Annotated in this window: 13 protein-coding genes; 11 read left to right on the forward strand and 2 right to left on the reverse strand. The window is 65.1% G+C overall.

Annotated elements, in window-relative coordinates; genetic code table 11:
• Positions 1–294 precede the first annotated feature (294 nt).
• Together AC0L3X_RS19570 and AC0L3X_RS19575 are read left to right on the forward strand one after the other, a co-directional pair.
• A complete protein-coding gene (locus AC0L3X_RS19570; RefSeq protein ID WP_063985585.1) occupies positions 295–1,770 on the forward strand; it encodes an EAL domain-containing protein in 1,476 nt (491 codons plus the stop codon).
• A 15-nt stretch (positions 1,771–1,785) separates the two neighbouring features.
• Positions 1,786–2,640, forward strand: coding sequence for a TIGR01459 family HAD-type hydrolase (locus AC0L3X_RS19575; protein ID WP_063985586.1), 855 nt, complete (start codon positions 1,786–1,788; stop codon positions 2,638–2,640).
• Between the two features lie 208 nt (positions 2,641–2,848).
• On the opposite strand, the gene AC0L3X_RS19580 is transcribed toward AC0L3X_RS19575, so the two are convergent.
• Positions 2,849–3,244 (reverse strand): response regulator, encoded by a 396-nt coding sequence (locus AC0L3X_RS19580; protein ID WP_007596883.1) that lies wholly within the window; start codon positions 3,242–3,244, stop codon positions 2,849–2,851.
• 231 nt (positions 3,245–3,475) lie between these two features.
• Here AC0L3X_RS19580 and AC0L3X_RS19585 point away from each other — a divergent pair, with 231 nt between their 5' ends.
• From AC0L3X_RS19585 to arfB, 7 genes are all read left to right on the forward strand, one after another.
• Positions 3,476–4,447 carry a bifunctional riboflavin kinase/FAD synthetase gene (locus AC0L3X_RS19585; RefSeq protein WP_063985587.1) on the forward strand — a complete coding sequence of 324 codons (972 nt, stop codon included), beginning with the start codon at positions 3,476–3,478 and terminating at the stop codon, positions 4,445–4,447.
• A gap of 218 nt (positions 4,448–4,665) precedes the next feature.
• Entirely contained in the window at positions 4,666–7,665 is a 3,000-nt protein-coding gene (ileS, locus tag AC0L3X_RS19590; RefSeq protein ID WP_063985588.1) for an isoleucine--tRNA ligase, read from the forward strand.
• Positions 7,666–7,674: 9 nt separating this feature from the next.
• Positions 7,675–8,169, forward strand: coding sequence for a signal peptidase II (gene lspA, locus AC0L3X_RS19595; protein WP_063985589.1), 495 nt, complete (start codon positions 7,675–7,677; stop codon positions 8,167–8,169).
• Positions 8,170–8,275: 106 nt separating this feature from the next.
• On the forward strand, positions 8,276–8,998 hold the full coding sequence (locus tag AC0L3X_RS19600) for a hypothetical protein (RefSeq protein ID WP_063985590.1): 723 nt from the start codon (positions 8,276–8,278) through the stop codon (positions 8,996–8,998).
• Positions 8,999–9,202: 204 nt separating this feature from the next.
• Positions 9,203–10,597: a M16 family metallopeptidase gene (locus tag AC0L3X_RS19605; protein ID WP_371496566.1), complete on the forward strand. Its 1,395-nt coding sequence runs from the start codon at positions 9,203–9,205 to the stop codon at positions 10,595–10,597.
• Complete coding sequence (locus tag AC0L3X_RS19610) at positions 10,594–11,949, forward strand: M16 family metallopeptidase (RefSeq protein WP_063985591.1); 1,356 nt, start codon at positions 10,594–10,596, stop codon at positions 11,947–11,949. The genes AC0L3X_RS19605 and AC0L3X_RS19610 overlap by 4 nt, the downstream gene beginning before the upstream one ends.
• Positions 11,950–12,065: 116 nt before the next feature.
• Positions 12,066–12,485 carry an alternative ribosome rescue aminoacyl-tRNA hydrolase ArfB gene (gene arfB / locus AC0L3X_RS19615; RefSeq protein ID WP_063985592.1) on the forward strand — a complete coding sequence of 140 codons (420 nt, stop codon included), beginning with the start codon at positions 12,066–12,068 and terminating at the stop codon, positions 12,483–12,485.
• Positions 12,486–12,554: 69 nt separating this feature from the next.
• Here arfB and AC0L3X_RS19620 read toward each other — a convergent pair whose 3' ends face one another.
• Positions 12,555–12,968 (reverse strand): hypothetical protein, encoded by a 414-nt coding sequence (locus AC0L3X_RS19620; RefSeq protein ID WP_245328492.1) that lies wholly within the window; start codon positions 12,966–12,968, stop codon positions 12,555–12,557.
• Between the two features lie 195 nt (positions 12,969–13,163).
• On the opposite strand from AC0L3X_RS19620, the gene AC0L3X_RS19625 reads away from it, so the two are divergent.
• Both AC0L3X_RS19625 and AC0L3X_RS19630 read left to right on the forward strand, forming a co-directional pair.
• Positions 13,164–13,550, forward strand: a complete 387-nt coding sequence (locus AC0L3X_RS19625) for a c-type cytochrome (protein WP_084795402.1) — start codon at positions 13,164–13,166, stop codon at positions 13,548–13,550.
• Entirely contained in the window at positions 13,551–13,946 is a 396-nt protein-coding gene (locus AC0L3X_RS19630; RefSeq protein ID WP_063985595.1) for a VOC family protein, read from the forward strand.
• Positions 13,947–13,953: the final 7 nt, after the last annotated feature.

The following is a 13,953-nucleotide window of genomic DNA, read 5'->3' on the forward strand; positions in this document are numbered from 1 at the left end:
AACATCGCCCGCCGCCCACGGCGTCCACTCCCCCGACGCTTTGCGCGGGCGGGGCTTCCCAACTCGGGTGGGGCATCTAGCCCCGCCACAACCGCGTCCGGTTTTTGCCGCGGGGGAAAACCGTTGCACACTTTCCGGATCATGCTCCGGCGCCGCGAACAGGCCGCTATCCCCTCGAATCAACAATGATGTTAAGGTCGCCCTGCTTGGGGGAGCATGAGGCGTGACGGGTTCGCACACTGACCCGTGTTTTCCCGGATGAGGCAGTCAGCTCTTTGAGGCGTAACGCGCGGCATGATTCGCATTTCGACGATCTTCATCGCCATCTGCATGGTTCTGGTCGCGGCCTCGCTCGGGCTTGTCCTCTACTCGGTCGCCGGCATCAGCGGAACCGAATCCGCCATCGTGGCGCTGACCGCGCTGACCTTCCTGATCCTCTACAACGCGGTCTCGATGCGGCTGCGCGATCGCAGTGACGTCGGCGGCCAGATCGCCGACCTCTCGCGCGGCACCGCCGACCTCGCCCGCCAGGTCGCCGAGTTCGGCCGCCGGCTCGCGGCGATGGAGGGGCGCATCGCCTCGGCCAATTCGACCAACTCCGACCGCATCCAGTCAGTGGTCGGCGAGATCAACGAGCTCGGTGGGCTGGTCAGGCAGCTCGCCACCACCGTGTCAGCCCATGAAGACCTGTTGGCCGGGGCCGCGCCGACCCCCGCCCCCGCTCCGGTCGCCCGGCCAGAGCCGGAGGCGCCTCTCGACCTGATTGCGGCCTTCGAGGAGCGGCCGGCCGCCCCTCCGCCGCTGCCCGCACCGCCGCCGCGGCCAACACCGGCGATCCAGACCCACACCGCCGTTCCGGTTCAGACGGCCAATGGCCGCAACCCGACCCAGTTACTGGCGACACTGCGCAACGCCATCGACGAGAACCGCATCGACATCTTCCTCCAGCCGATGGTGACGCTGCCGCAGCGCAAGGTGCGGTTCTACGAAGCCGTGACGCGCCTGCGCGACGAGCGCGACCAGCTGATCGCCGCCGAGGAATTCATCAGCATCGCCGAAGCCTCGGGTCTGATCGGACGCATCGACAACATGGTGATGCTGCGCTGTGTGCAGGTGCTGCGGCGCCTGATGGTGCGCAACAAGGATGTCGGCGTGTTCTGCAACGTCGCGGCCTCCACGCTCGGCAATTCCACCACCTTCGCGCAGTGCCTCGACTTCCTCGAAGCCAACCGGGCGCTGGCGCCCTCGCTGGTGCTGGAGTTCAAGCAGTCGACCTTCCGCAATCTCGGCCCGGCCGAGACCGAGAACCTCGCGGCGCTCGCCCAGCGCGGTTTCCGCTTCTCGATCGACCATGTCACTGACCTCAGGATCGAGCCGCGCGAGCTCGCCGATCGCGGCGTGCGCTTCATCAAGGTGCCGGCGTCCCTCCTGCTCGACCCCAGGCAGGCCTCGACCTCGGACATCCACCCTTCCGACCTCTCCGACCTGCTCGGCCGCTTCGGCATCGACCTGATCGCCGAACGGATCGAGGGCGAGCGCGCAGTGGTCGATTTGCTCGACTTTGACGTGCGGTTCGGTCAGGGGTTCCTGTTCGCGCCACCCCGGCCATTGCGGCCTGAAGGGGCATCTGCTACCGGCGGGGCCTCGCCGAACCCGGCGCAGGAAATTCAGGGATCCAATGGCTCCGCTTCTCCCAGCCCAGGCGCCACGTCTTCAGCGCCTCCAGCCCAGCGTATCACCGGCAACGCGGCGCTCGCGCGCCGGATCTGATCGGCCGCACGCATCATGACCACGCTGCATTTCGCCGAAAGCCTGCGCGAGCTCGTGGGCGGCGTTGACGTTGTGCTCAGCGACATCTGGGGCGTGGTTCACAACGGCCTGGAATCCTTCCCCGAGGCCTGCGAGGCGCTGCACACCTATCGCAGCCGCGGCGGTACGGTGATCCTGATCACCAATGCCCCGCGCCCGGCCGACTCTGTCCAACGGCAATTGCGCAAGCTCGGCGTCGCGGACGAGACCTATGACGCGATCGTCTCGTCGGGCGACCTGACGCGGCTCTATGTCGCCGAGCATCCCGGCCGCAAGATGTTCTGGCTCGGACCCGAGCGCGACAACTCGATCTATCGCGGCCTCGATGCGACGACCGCGCCGCTGGAAGAAGCCGACTACATCGTCTGCACCGGCCTCTATGACGACGAGACCGAGACGGCGGAAGACTATCGCGGCATGATGCTGAAGGCGCGCGAGCGCAAGCTGACGCTGGTCTGCGCCAATCCCGATATCGTGGTGGAGCGCGGCGACCGGCTGATCTATTGCGCCGGCGCGATCGCGGAACTCTATCGCGAACTCGGCGGCGAGGTGATCTTCTACGGCAAGCCGCATCGCCCGATCTACGAGCGCGCGATGATGCTCGCCGGCGAACGCCAGGGTCACATGATCGACCGGAAAAAGGTGCTGGCGATCGGCGATTCCGTCCGCACGGACCTCACCGGCGCGCGCGAATTCGGCATCGACTGCCTGTTCGTCACCCGCGGCATCCATGCCGAGGAGTTCGAGGGCCTCGACCAGCTCGACCCGAATTCGGTGATGGAGTTGTTCGGCCACCCGCCGAAGGCGCTGATGCGCGAATTGAAGTGGTGACGGTTGCGGCTTGAACCGACGCCGGCTTAGACGAATTGCTAAGCCCCGGTCGTCGTCATGGCCGGGCATAGCCAGCCGAAGGACGGCGGCGCTCGCGCGCACCTACGCCCCGGCCATCCACGCTTTTGGCACCCGCAAACGCGGATGCCCGGGACAAGCCCGGGCACGACGTTCCAAATGGAAGATAATTGTCCGGCGAAGAGCGCGCTTACGCGCTCGCCATGTCCGGGAAGACCGCTTCGATCTTGGTCTTCAGCGTCGCCGCGTTGAACGGCTTGACGATGTAGTTGTTCACGCCGGCCTTCTTGGCCGCGATCACGTTCTCGGTCTTCGATTCCGCGGTGATCATGATGAAAGGCGTGGTGGCGAGGTTCGGATCCGCGCGCACTTCGCGCAGCAGGTCGTAACCCGTCATCGGCTCCATGTTCCAATCGGAAATCACGAGCCCGTACTTCTTGCCACGCATCTTGTTCAGCGCCGCCGAACCGTCGCTTGCATCATCGATATTCTCGAAGCCAAGCTGCTTCAGGAGATTCCTGATGATACGGATCATGGTGCTGTAGTCATCAACCACCAGAACCGACATCGACAAATCAACCGCCATCTCGACTCCCCCAACGCAAACCCAGGAAATATTACGATCGGACCCGCCGGGGCCGGAGCCCCGCTGTTCCACAATTCAAGGACTAGCACCAAGGCGTTAAACAGCGCGTTAACTGGGGGCGCCTCCGAAGGACTGAAATCACGTTCAATGCGGCCGCTCTCCCTGCCGCTTGACTTCGTCCGGCCGGTCAAGCCACGGTCCGCAGGTCCTGCCGCTTCGAGAATTCCCCTGATGGTCCCGCATTTTACCGTTATCCGCGACACAACGCCGGATTCCGCGATTTTGAGGGGCGCCGTGGTCGCCATGGGCAATTTCGACGGCGTTCATCTCGGCCATCGCGCGGTGATCGCAGCCGCGCTGGAAATGGGCCGGGCGCATGGCCGCCCTGCGCTGGCATTGACCTTCGAGCCGCATCCGCGCCGGTTTTTCAGCCCGAACACCCCGCAATTCCGCCTGACGGACGAGCCGGCCAAGCTGCGGCTTTTGGCCGGCACCGGGCTCGCCGGCGCCGTGGTCATGACCTTCGACAAGGCCAGGGCCGGGACCAGCGCGCAAGACTTCATTCACCATGACCTGATCGGGCGCCTCGGCGTCAGCGGCATCGCGGTCGGCTACGACTTTCATTTCGGCAAGGGTCGCGTCGGCTCGCCGAGCCTCCTGGTGAACGAGGCGCCCCGGCTCGGCATCGAGGTCGACGTGCAGGCCCATGTCGACATCGACGAGCGGCCGGTCTCCTCCAGCGCCATCCGGATCGCGCTCGCCGAGGGTCTCATTGACGAGGCCACCACCATGCTGGGCGCGCCCTGGTTCATCACCGGCGAGGTGATCCACGGCGAGAAGCGCGGCCGCGACCTCGGCTATCCCACCGCCAACATCCGCCTCGATGCCAATTGTGGCCTCAAGCACGGCATCTATGCGGTGCGGGTCAGCCGCGGCGCCGAGCGGCTGGACGGGGTGGCAAGCTTCGGCCGCCGTCCGACCTTTGATAATGGTGCGCCGCTGCTGGAAATCTTCCTGTTCGACTTCAAGGGCGACCTCTACGGACAAGCGCTCGACTGCGCCTTCGTCGGCTTCATCCGCGAGGAGCTGAAATTCGACAGCCTGGAGGCCCTGATCCGCCAGATGGACGACGATTCCGCCCGCGCCCGCGCCGTGCTGGCCGCCGCCCCGGACGCGTTTCCGCGGCTTGGCGTGATCGATTGAGGCCCAAATCCGGCCCGCCGTACCTTTTGCGCTTCTACCTTTTGCGCTTCCCTTGGCCCCCTGCTATGGAGAGCCCATGTTTGCGCGGTGCATCATAGGGATTAGCGGCCCGGCTTCCGCCTGAGCCTGAAGGCTCGGCGCAAGACCGGGATTTCGTCGTTTCACCCCGCGATTCCAGTCGCTATCCGTTTCCGCGCCCTTCCGAGCCAGTCAGCCCCATGTCCGAAAAGCCGCAAAAGTCCGACGCCAAAGACTATTCCAAGACCCTTTATTTGCCGCAGACGGATTTCCCGATGCGCGCCGGCCTGCCGCAGCGCGAGCCGGAACTGCTGAAGTATTGGAACGACATCGGCCTCTACGACAAGCTGCGCCGGGAAGCCCAGGGCCGCGCCAAATTCGTGCTGCATGACGGCCCGCCCTACGCCAACGGCAACATCCATATCGGGCACGCGCTGAACAAGATCCTCAAGGACGTCGTGACCAAGAGCCAGCAGATGCTCGGCTTCGACTCCAATTACGTGCCGGGCTGGGACTGCCACGGCCTGCCGATCGAATGGAAGATCGAGGAGGAGAACTACCGCAAGAAGGGCAAGCAGAAGCCCGATTTCCGCGACTCCGCCGCGATGGTGGCGTTCCGCAAGGAATGCCGCGCCTATGCGACGCACTGGATCAACGTGCAGCGCGAGGAGTTCAAGCGGCTCGGCATCATCGGCGACTGGGATCATCCCTATCAGACGATGAGCTATCCGGCCGAAGCGCAGATCGCCCGCGAGCTGATGAAGTTCGCGGCCAACGGCACGCTGTATCGCGGCTCCAAGCCGGTGATGTGGAGCGTGGTCGAGAAGACCGCGCTTGCGGAAGCCGAGGTCGAGTACGAGGACTACACCTCCGACATGGTGTGGGTGAAGTTTCCCGTCACGTCACCGGCGCATGGCGCACTCGCCAGTGCCTCGGTCGTGATCTGGACCACCACGCCCTGGACGCTGCCCGGCAACCGCGCGATCTCGTTCTCGCCGAAAATCGCCTACGGCCTTTATAAGGTGACGGATGCGCCCGCCGACAACTGGGCCAAGACTGGCGATCTCCTGATCCTGGCCGATGCGCTCGCCGCAGAAGTGTTCAAGCAGGCGCGCGTCACGTCTTACGAGAAGGTGCGCGACATTCCCGGCGACACGCTGGATGCCGTGGAATGCGCCCATCCCCTGCGCGGGTTCGGTGGCGGTTACGAGTTCATCGTGCCGCTGCTCGCCGGCGAGCATGTCACCGACGACACCGGTACCGGCTTCGTGCACACCGCGCCGAGCCACGGCCGCGAGGACTTCGACGTCTGGACGGCCAACACCCGCGAGCTCGATGCGCGCGGCATCCCGACCGCGATCCCCTACACCGTCGACGAGAACGGCGCCTACACCGCGCAGGCCCCCGGCTTCACCGGCAAGCGCGTGCTCAACGACAAGGGCGAGAAGGGCGATGCCAACGAGGCCGTGATCAAGGCGCTGATCGAAGGCGGCAAGCTGCTCGCGCGCGGCCGCCTCAAGCACCAATATCCCCATTCGTGGCGCTCGAAGAAGCCGGTGATCTTCCGCAACACGCCGCAATGGTTCATCGCGATGGACAAGGACATCAACGATGACGGCCATGCGAAGAAGGGCGACACGCTGCGCGCCCGCGCGCTGCACGCGATCTCGGTCACGCAATGGGTGCCGCCGTCGGGCGAGAACCGCATCAACGGCATGATCGCCAACCGTCCGGACTGGGTGATCTCGCGCCAGCGCGCCTGGGGCGTGCCGATCGCCGTGTTCGTGCGCGAGAAGAGCGACGGCTCGGCAGAGATCCTGCAGGACGAGATCGTCAACCAGCGCATCGCCGAAGCCTTCATGGAGGAAGGCGCCGACGCCTGGTACATGGACGGCGCCCGCGAGCGCTTCCTCGGGTCCCGCGCGAGCGAGGACTGGAAGAAGGTCGACGACATCTGCGACGTCTGGTTCGATTCGGGCTCCACGCACGCCTTCGTGCTCGAGGATCGCCAGAACTTCCCGCAGCTCGGCAACATCGTCCGCAAGATCGACGGCGGCAACGACACCGTGATGTATCTGGAAGGCAGCGACCAGCATCGCGGCTGGTTTCATTCCTCGCTGCTGGAAAGCGCGGGCACGCGGGGCCGCGCGCCCTACGACATCGTGCTCACCCACGGCTTCACGCTCGACGAGAACGGCCGCAAGATGTCGAAGTCGCTCGGCAACACCGTCGAGCCGCAGAAGGTGATCAAGGATTCGGGCGCGGACATCCTGCGCCTGTGGGTCTGCGCCACCGACTATGCCGACGACCAGCGCATCGGCCCGGAGATCCTGAAGAACACCATCGAGACCTATCGCAAGCTGCGTAACTCGATCCGCTGGATGCTCGGTACGCTGCATCACTTCAAGGCGAGCGAGAAGGTCGCCTATGCCGAGATGCCCGAGCTCGAGCGGCTGATGCTGCACGAACTGGCCGGCCATGCCGAAACCGTTCGCAAGGCCTATGCCGCCTTCGACTACAAGACCGTCGTCGCGAGCCTCGCGGCCTTCATGAACTCCGAGCTTTCGGCGTTCTACTTCGATATCCGCAAGGACACGCTCTATTGCGACCCGCCGTCCTCGCCGGCGCGCAAGGCCGCGCTCACCACGATCGACCTGTTGTGCGATGCGCTCCTGAAGTGGCTTGCGCCGATCCTGAGCTTCACGACCGATGAAGCCTGGCGCATGTTCCGGCCGAACGCGGAGCCTTCGGTCCATCTGACCCTGTTTCCCGAAGGCATCGAGACGCTCCGCGACGACAAGCTCGCCGCGAAATGGGAGACGATCCGCAACGTCCGCCGCGTCGTCACCGGCGCGCTGGAGCTTGAGCGCGCCGCCAAGAACATCGGCTCGTCGCTCGAGGCCTCACCAGTGATCTATGTCGCCGACCGCGACATGCTGGCGACGCTGTTCGACACCGATCTCGCCGAGGTCTGCATCACCTCGAACTACGAGGTGCGTGAGGGCGAAGCGCCTGCGGGCGCGTTCCGTCTCGATGCGGTGCCCGGCGTCGCGGTCGTCGTCGAGAAGGCGGTCGGCACCAAATGCGCCCGCTCCTGGAAGATCTCGCCCCTGGTCGGTGAAGACCCTGAATACCCCGACGTCAGCCCGCGCGACGCCCAGGCGCTGCGCGAATGGAAGGCGCTGGGGGTGGGGGTCTGATCCCCGGCCATGACCCCGCTTCGCGCCGGCATCCTCGCGGCCGTGGTCACGCTGGTGGCCGACCAGGCCTCAAAGCTTTGGCTCCTGAACGTGTTCGACCTCGCCCGCCGCGGCGTAGTGAAGGTGACGCCGTTCTTCGACCTGGTGCTGGCCTGGAACATCGGCATCAGCTTCGGCTGGCTCCAGAACGACGGCCAGTCGGCGCAGATCGCGCTGATGGCGGTCAAGGTCGTCGCCGTGGTCGCCCTGGCGATCTGGATGGCCCGCTCGCACACCCTGCTCGCCACGGTCGCACTCGGGCTGATCATCGGCGGCGCGATCGGCAACGGCATCGACCGCTTCGCCTACGGCGCGGTGGTCGATTTCGCCCTGTTCCACATCGAGCTCGGCGGAAATACCTATAATTGGTATGTGTTTAACCTCGCGGACGTGGCCATCGTTGTCGGGGTGGCGGCGCTATTGTATGATTCCTTCCTGGGGGTACCCGCCGCAAAAGCGCCCTGATCCCGGCCGATACGGACCGGCAGGTGGAACCCTGCTTTTTGCGAGGATTGGCCGCGTGCGAGCGGCAAAGTGCAGCAATCTGCCACAATATGGAACAGGTACAGTGATGCGCAGCTCCGAGACCAGCGGTTCGATGGTTCGAGACCCCAAGGCAGGGTTCTGGCGGGCGTTGAAATTGTCCGCTGTCGCGCTCGGCATCGGCCTCGTCATGACGGCAGGCCCGGTCCGTGCCGGTGACGACGACGATGATGATGACGGGATGACCTTCGAAGAGAAGATCATCGACAATCTGATGTCCGGCATCGGCGCCAAGAGCATGGAAAAGCCCGGCATCGAATACCGCGAGCGCTCGCCGCTCGTCGTGCCGCCCAAGCTCGACCTGCCGCCTCCGGCAACCCAGGCCAAGAATGCTCCGAACTGGCCGAAGGACCCCGAAGAGAAGCGCCGCAAGGAAGCCATCGCAGCGCGCAAGAAGGCGACCAAGGCGACGGAGAACTGGCAGGCGGCCCAACCGCTGACGCCCGCCGAGATGAAGGCCGGCGAGGTCGCCGCAGCCCCCCGTACAAGCAATGACCCGATCCAGCCGGGCACCAACGGCAACCCGTCGCTCAGCCCCACCGAGCTCGGTTACGCCGGTGGTCTCTGGAACATGATGAAGGGCGGCAACAGCTCCGAAGAGAAGAAATTCACCAGCGAGCCGCCGCGCTCGTCGCTGGTCGAGCCGCCGCCGGGCTACCAGACGCCGTCCCCGAACTACGCCTATGGCGCCGGGCCGGACAAGTCGCGCCGGACCTATTTCGACATCATGTCGGGCAAGGAAAAGGAATAATAGCGCTCCTGCCCCACCGCGACATCCTGACAGGCGCATCCTGGCACCGGCGGCTTACGCACGCCGGACGCAGTCTGCATATTGCTTATCAGTAACTTGCCAGCGCGTTGAGTTCTCTGCTTCGTGACGCGAAGCCTCAGCCGCACGGTGTAGCATGCAGTGCCTCCGAGCCGGACATCCGGGTTCGGCCTTTTCATAAGGATTATGATGTCCTCTTACCGATCGGCCGCCTGCCTCCTTGCCGCGCTGCTTTCGACGAGTGTCCTCTCAGCCAGCGCCGCCCTCGCCCAGACCACGGTGACATCGGCCCCGCCCGCCAGCTTCACGCTCGCCAACGGCATGCAGGTCGTGGTGATCCCGGACCACCGCACGCCCGTGGTCACGGAGATGATCTGGTACAAGGTCGGCTCGGCCGACGAGACGCCGGGCAAGTCCGGGCTCGCGCACTTCCTCGAACATCTGATGTTCAAGGGCACCTCGAAGCATCCGGTCGGCGAATTCTCCCAGACCGTGCTCCGCGTCGGCGGCAACGAGAACGCCTCGACCTCGGTCGACTACACCAACTACTACCAGCGCGTGCCGAAAGAGCAGCTGCCGACCATGATGGAGTTCGAGGCCGATCGCATGACCGGCCTGATCCTTAAGGACGAGAACGTGCTGCCCGAGCGCGACGTCGTGCTCGAAGAGTACAACATGCGGGTCGCCAACAATCCGGACGCGCGGCTCAACGAGCAGATCATGGCCGCGCTCTATCTCAATCATCCCTACGGCCGGCCGGTGATCGGCTGGCACCAGGAGATCGAGAAGCTCGACCGCGAGGATGCGCTCGCCTTCTACCGCCGCTTCTACGCGCCGAACAACGCGATCCTCGTGATCGCCGGCGACGTGGAAGCCGCCGACATCCGCCCGCTGGTCGAGCGGAATTTCGGCTCCATTCCGGCCCAGCCCGCGATCCCGGAGCGGCGCATCCGTCCGCAGGAGCCGGAGCCGGCGGCGCCGCGCACGGTCACGCTGGCCGACCCGCGCGTCGAGCAGCCGAGCCTGCGCCGCTACTATCTCGTACCGTCGGCGACGACCGCCGCCGCAGGTGAAAGCGCCGCCCTCGACGTGCTGGCGCAGCTGATGGGCAGCGGCAGCAATTCCTATCTCTACCGCGCGCTCGTGGTCGACAAGCCGCTCGCGGTGTCCGCCAGCGCCAGCTATTCGAGCATCTCGCTCGACCCGACCCAGTTCGCGATCTCGGCCTCGCCGAAACCGGGCGTCAGCTTTGCCGATGTCGAGCAAGTGGTCGACGGCGTCATCGCCGACATCGCACAGAACCCGATCCGCGCCGAGGACCTCGAGCGGGTCAAGACCCAGCTCATTGCGGAAGCGATCTACGCCCAGGACAACCAGGCGGTGCTGGCGCGCTGGTATGGCGGCGCGCTGACCACGGGCCTCTCGATCGAGGACATCAGGAGCTGGCCCGACCGCATTCGCGCGGTCACCGCCGAGCAGGTTCGCACTGTCGCGCAGAAATGGCTCGAGAAGAAGCGATCGGTGACGGGCTATCTGATCAAGGACACCAGTGCCGCCAAGCGCGAGGAGAAGCGTTCGTGACCTATCCCTTCCTTCGACGCGTTGCATTCTCGCTTGCCACCGGCGCGGCACTCGCGCTGGCTACGGTGTCGCCGTCACAGGCGGCTGCAAAAATCCAGCACCTGACTTCGCCGGGCGGCATCGAAGCCTGGTTCGTACAGGATGCGACGGTGCCGCTGATCGCCATGGAATATTCCTTTGCCGGCGGCTCGGCGCAGGATCCCAAGGACAAGTCCGGCGTCGCCAATCTGGTCGGCGACCTTCTCGACGAAGGCTCCGGCGATCTCGACTCCAAGACCTTCCATGAGCGGCTCGACCGCCGCGCCATCGAGCTCTCCTTCAGCGCCACCCGCGATACGTTCCGCGGCAGCCTGCGGATGCTGCGCGACAACAAGGACGAGGCCTTCGACCTGCTCAGGAGCGCGCTGACCTCGCCGCATTTCGACACCGCCGACGTCGAGCGCATCCGCTCACAGGTGATCTCGGGCCTGCGCCGCGAGACCACCAATCCGTCGTCGCTGGCGAGCCGCAAATTCCTGGAGGTCGCGTTCGGCGACCATCCCTATGGCCGGCAGACCAATGGCACGCTGGACAGCGTGCCGACCATCACGGTCGCCGACATGAAGGATTATGTCGGCCGCGTGATTGCGAAGGACGGGCTGAAGATCGCGGTGGTCGGCGACGTCGATCCGGCCACCCTCGGCAAGCTGCTCGACCACACTTTTGGTAGCCTGCCCGCAAAAGCCAATCTCACGCCGGTCGCCGACGTCGAGGCGGCAAAACCGCCGCAGCGCGCCTTCGTGCCGCTCGACGTGCCGCAGACCGTCATCACCTTCGGCGGCCCCGGCGTGAAGCGCAGCGATCCGAACTTCATGGCCGCCTATGTCGTCAACCACATCCTGGGCGGCGGCGGATTGTCCTCCCGGCTCTATCGCGAGGTACGCGAGAAGCGCGGGCTGGCTTATTCCGTGTTCGAATCGCTGCTCTGGATGGAGCATTCGGCGGTCTTCATCGGCAACACCGGCACCCGCGCCGACCGGGCCGGCGACACCATCGACGCCATCGACAAGGAAGTGCGCCGCATCGCCGAGGAGGGCCCGACGCAGAAGGAGCTCGACGAAGCCAAGTCCTACCTCAAGGGCTCGCAGATGCTGGCGCTGGATACCTCCTCGAAGCTCGCGCAGGCGCTGCTGCAATACCAGCAGGACAAGCTGCCGATCGACTATATCGAGAAGCGCAACGCCATCGTCGATGCGGTGACACTGGACGACGCCAAGGCCGCCGCCAAGCGCCTCTGGGGCCAGGGCCTCCTGACCGTCGTCGTCGGCCGCGCCCCACAGGCGGCCGCGGCACCGGCGACGAAGTCGAACTGACGTCCCCTGACGTTTCCTGAAATGGCCGGGCTCGCCCGGCCATTTGCGTTTCCAGGATGCGCCATTGCCGAACGTGGACGTCCGCGATATGTCCGGACATCACGAATGGTGCCAGCATGCTGCGGATATCCCGCGATCTCGTCATCGACGAGGACGATATCGAGATCGGCTTCGTCCGCGCCTCCGGCCCGGGCGGGCAGAACGTCAACAAGGTCTCGACCTCGGCCCAGCTGCGCTTCGACACGCGCAAGCTGACCTTGCCGGAGGATGCGGTGATCCGGCTCGCCCGCATCGCCGGCCAGCGCATGACCAAGGACGGCGTGATCGTGATCCACGCCCAGCGCTTCCGCACCCAGGAGCGTAACCGTCAGGACGCCATCGACCGGCTCACCGAGATCCTGACCGAAGCGATGATACGGCCAAAGCCGCGCCGCGCGACACGGCCGACCTTTGGCTCCAAGCAGCGCCGGCTCGACGGCAAGAAGCGCCGCAGCGACATCAAGGCAGGGCGCGGCGGCGGCCGCTTCGACGACTAGCAAAGCAGACCCAGTCAAAAAAACTCCGGCCGCGGGGCGACCGGAGTCTGCTTGCTTCACCCGGCGGGACTAGTAACGCTTGGCCGGGGCTGCACCGCCCGTCGCGGAATCGTCGGCGGTTCCCTTATGCGCAGCGCTACCGGTGGTGCCGACCGTGCCCCTGGTGCCTTTGGTCGACTTCATGCCCGTCTTCTCGCCCGCCGCGCCCGGCTGAGCATTCATCTCCTCATCCCCGCTGCCCATTGTGCTGCCCTGCATCGATTTGCCTTGCACGGCGCCGCCCGTCTTGGCGGGTGGCGCGCCTTGCGCGAGAACCGGCGTCGCAATGAGAGCCGACAGAGCGCATGCGATCATCGAGGTCTTCACCAACTTCATCCATTTCTCCTGGATTTTTCCGCGACGAATGGCTCGGCTGCATCCTGCGCCGCTCACCTGCACCGGGTCATTGCATCGCGTAGAGAGTTCAAGCGGCGCGGTCGTCATGCAATGCGCATGGTGTGGTGATCGTTTAGGGATTTGACGGCGGTTTCGCGGAATTGTGCTCCGCATATAAGGCATTGCGGAACACACGCGGCCACCAGTGTCTCCGCGCGCATCGAAACAGCCCGCTACTACCACCGCATCTTTGACGCCGCCTAGAGTTTGCGCACGTTGATGTGGATGGGCGGATTCTTGGCGATGCGCGCAATCGTGCTGGGATTGTGCACCGCGATGGTGCTGGTGACGCGGGTTGCCGATGCGCAAATGCCCTTGCCGGCCGCCAAGCCGCCGGATGGCGCGACGCTGTTCAAACAGCAATGCGCGGTGTGCCACACGACAAGCCTGTCAGAGCCGGCGCGGCAAGGCCCACCGCTGGTGAAGGTCGTCGGCCGTCCCGCCGGCAAGACCGAAGGTTTTAAATACTCGGAGGCGCTGTCGAAAGTGGACTTCGCCTGGGACGAGACCAGGCTCGACGCCTGGCTGAGCAATCCGCAAGCCGTCATTCCCGGCGTGACCATGGTCTACCGGCAGGCGAAGCCGGAGACGCGCGCCGCCATCATCACCTACCTGAAGGAGCTGAACTGAATGGCAAAGCCCGTTCATTCCATGATCCGCGTGCTCGACGAGGCCCGCTCGCTCGACTTCTACAAGCGCGCCTTCGGCTTGGAGGTCGCCGACCATCTGAAATTTTCGGACTTTGCCCTGATCTATCTGCGTCATCCCTCCTCACCTTTCGAGGTCGAGCTGACGGTGAATTTCGATCGCAAGGAGCCGTACCAGCTCGGCGACGGCTACGGACATATTGCCGTGGTGGTCGAGGATCTCGATACCGAACATGCCCGCTTCGAGCGCGAGAAGCTCGCACCGGGACCGCTGCACGACTTCAAGCACGACGGCAAGACGCTGGCGCGCTTCTTCTTCGTCAGCGATCCCGATGGCTACAAGATCGAGGTGATCCAGCGAGGGGGTCGTTTCGGCTGATCAAAAT

The organism is Bradyrhizobium sp. MI1.7, assembly GCF_055811795.1.

Coding starts and splice junctions, on each gene's coding strand:
- AC0L3X_RS19570 (WP_063985585.1), top strand. CDS start 295: ATGATTCGCATTTCGACGATCTTCATCGCCATCTGCATGGTTCTGGTC.
- AC0L3X_RS19575 (WP_063985586.1), top strand. CDS start 1,786: ATGACCACGCTGCATTTCGCCGAAAGCCTGCGCGAGCTCGTGGGCGGC.
- AC0L3X_RS19580 (WP_007596883.1), bottom strand. CDS start 3,244: ATGGCGGTTGATTTGTCGATGTCGGTTCTGGTGGTTGATGACTACAGC.
- AC0L3X_RS19585 (WP_063985587.1), top strand. CDS start 3,476: ATGGTCCCGCATTTTACCGTTATCCGCGACACAACGCCGGATTCCGCG.
- ileS (WP_063985588.1), top strand. CDS start 4,666: ATGTCCGAAAAGCCGCAAAAGTCCGACGCCAAAGACTATTCCAAGACC.
- lspA (WP_063985589.1), top strand. CDS start 7,675: ATGACCCCGCTTCGCGCCGGCATCCTCGCGGCCGTGGTCACGCTGGTG.
- AC0L3X_RS19600 (WP_063985590.1), top strand. CDS start 8,276: ATGCGCAGCTCCGAGACCAGCGGTTCGATGGTTCGAGACCCCAAGGCA.
- AC0L3X_RS19605 (WP_371496566.1), top strand. CDS start 9,203: ATGATGTCCTCTTACCGATCGGCCGCCTGCCTCCTTGCCGCGCTGCTT.
- arfB (WP_063985592.1), top strand. CDS start 12,066: ATGCTGCGGATATCCCGCGATCTCGTCATCGACGAGGACGATATCGAG.
- AC0L3X_RS19620 (WP_245328492.1), bottom strand. CDS start 12,968: ATGACGACCGCGCCGCTTGAACTCTCTACGCGATGCAATGACCCGGTG.
- AC0L3X_RS19625 (WP_084795402.1), top strand. CDS start 13,164: ATGCGCGCAATCGTGCTGGGATTGTGCACCGCGATGGTGCTGGTGACG.
- AC0L3X_RS19630 (WP_063985595.1), top strand. CDS start 13,551: ATGGCAAAGCCCGTTCATTCCATGATCCGCGTGCTCGACGAGGCCCGC.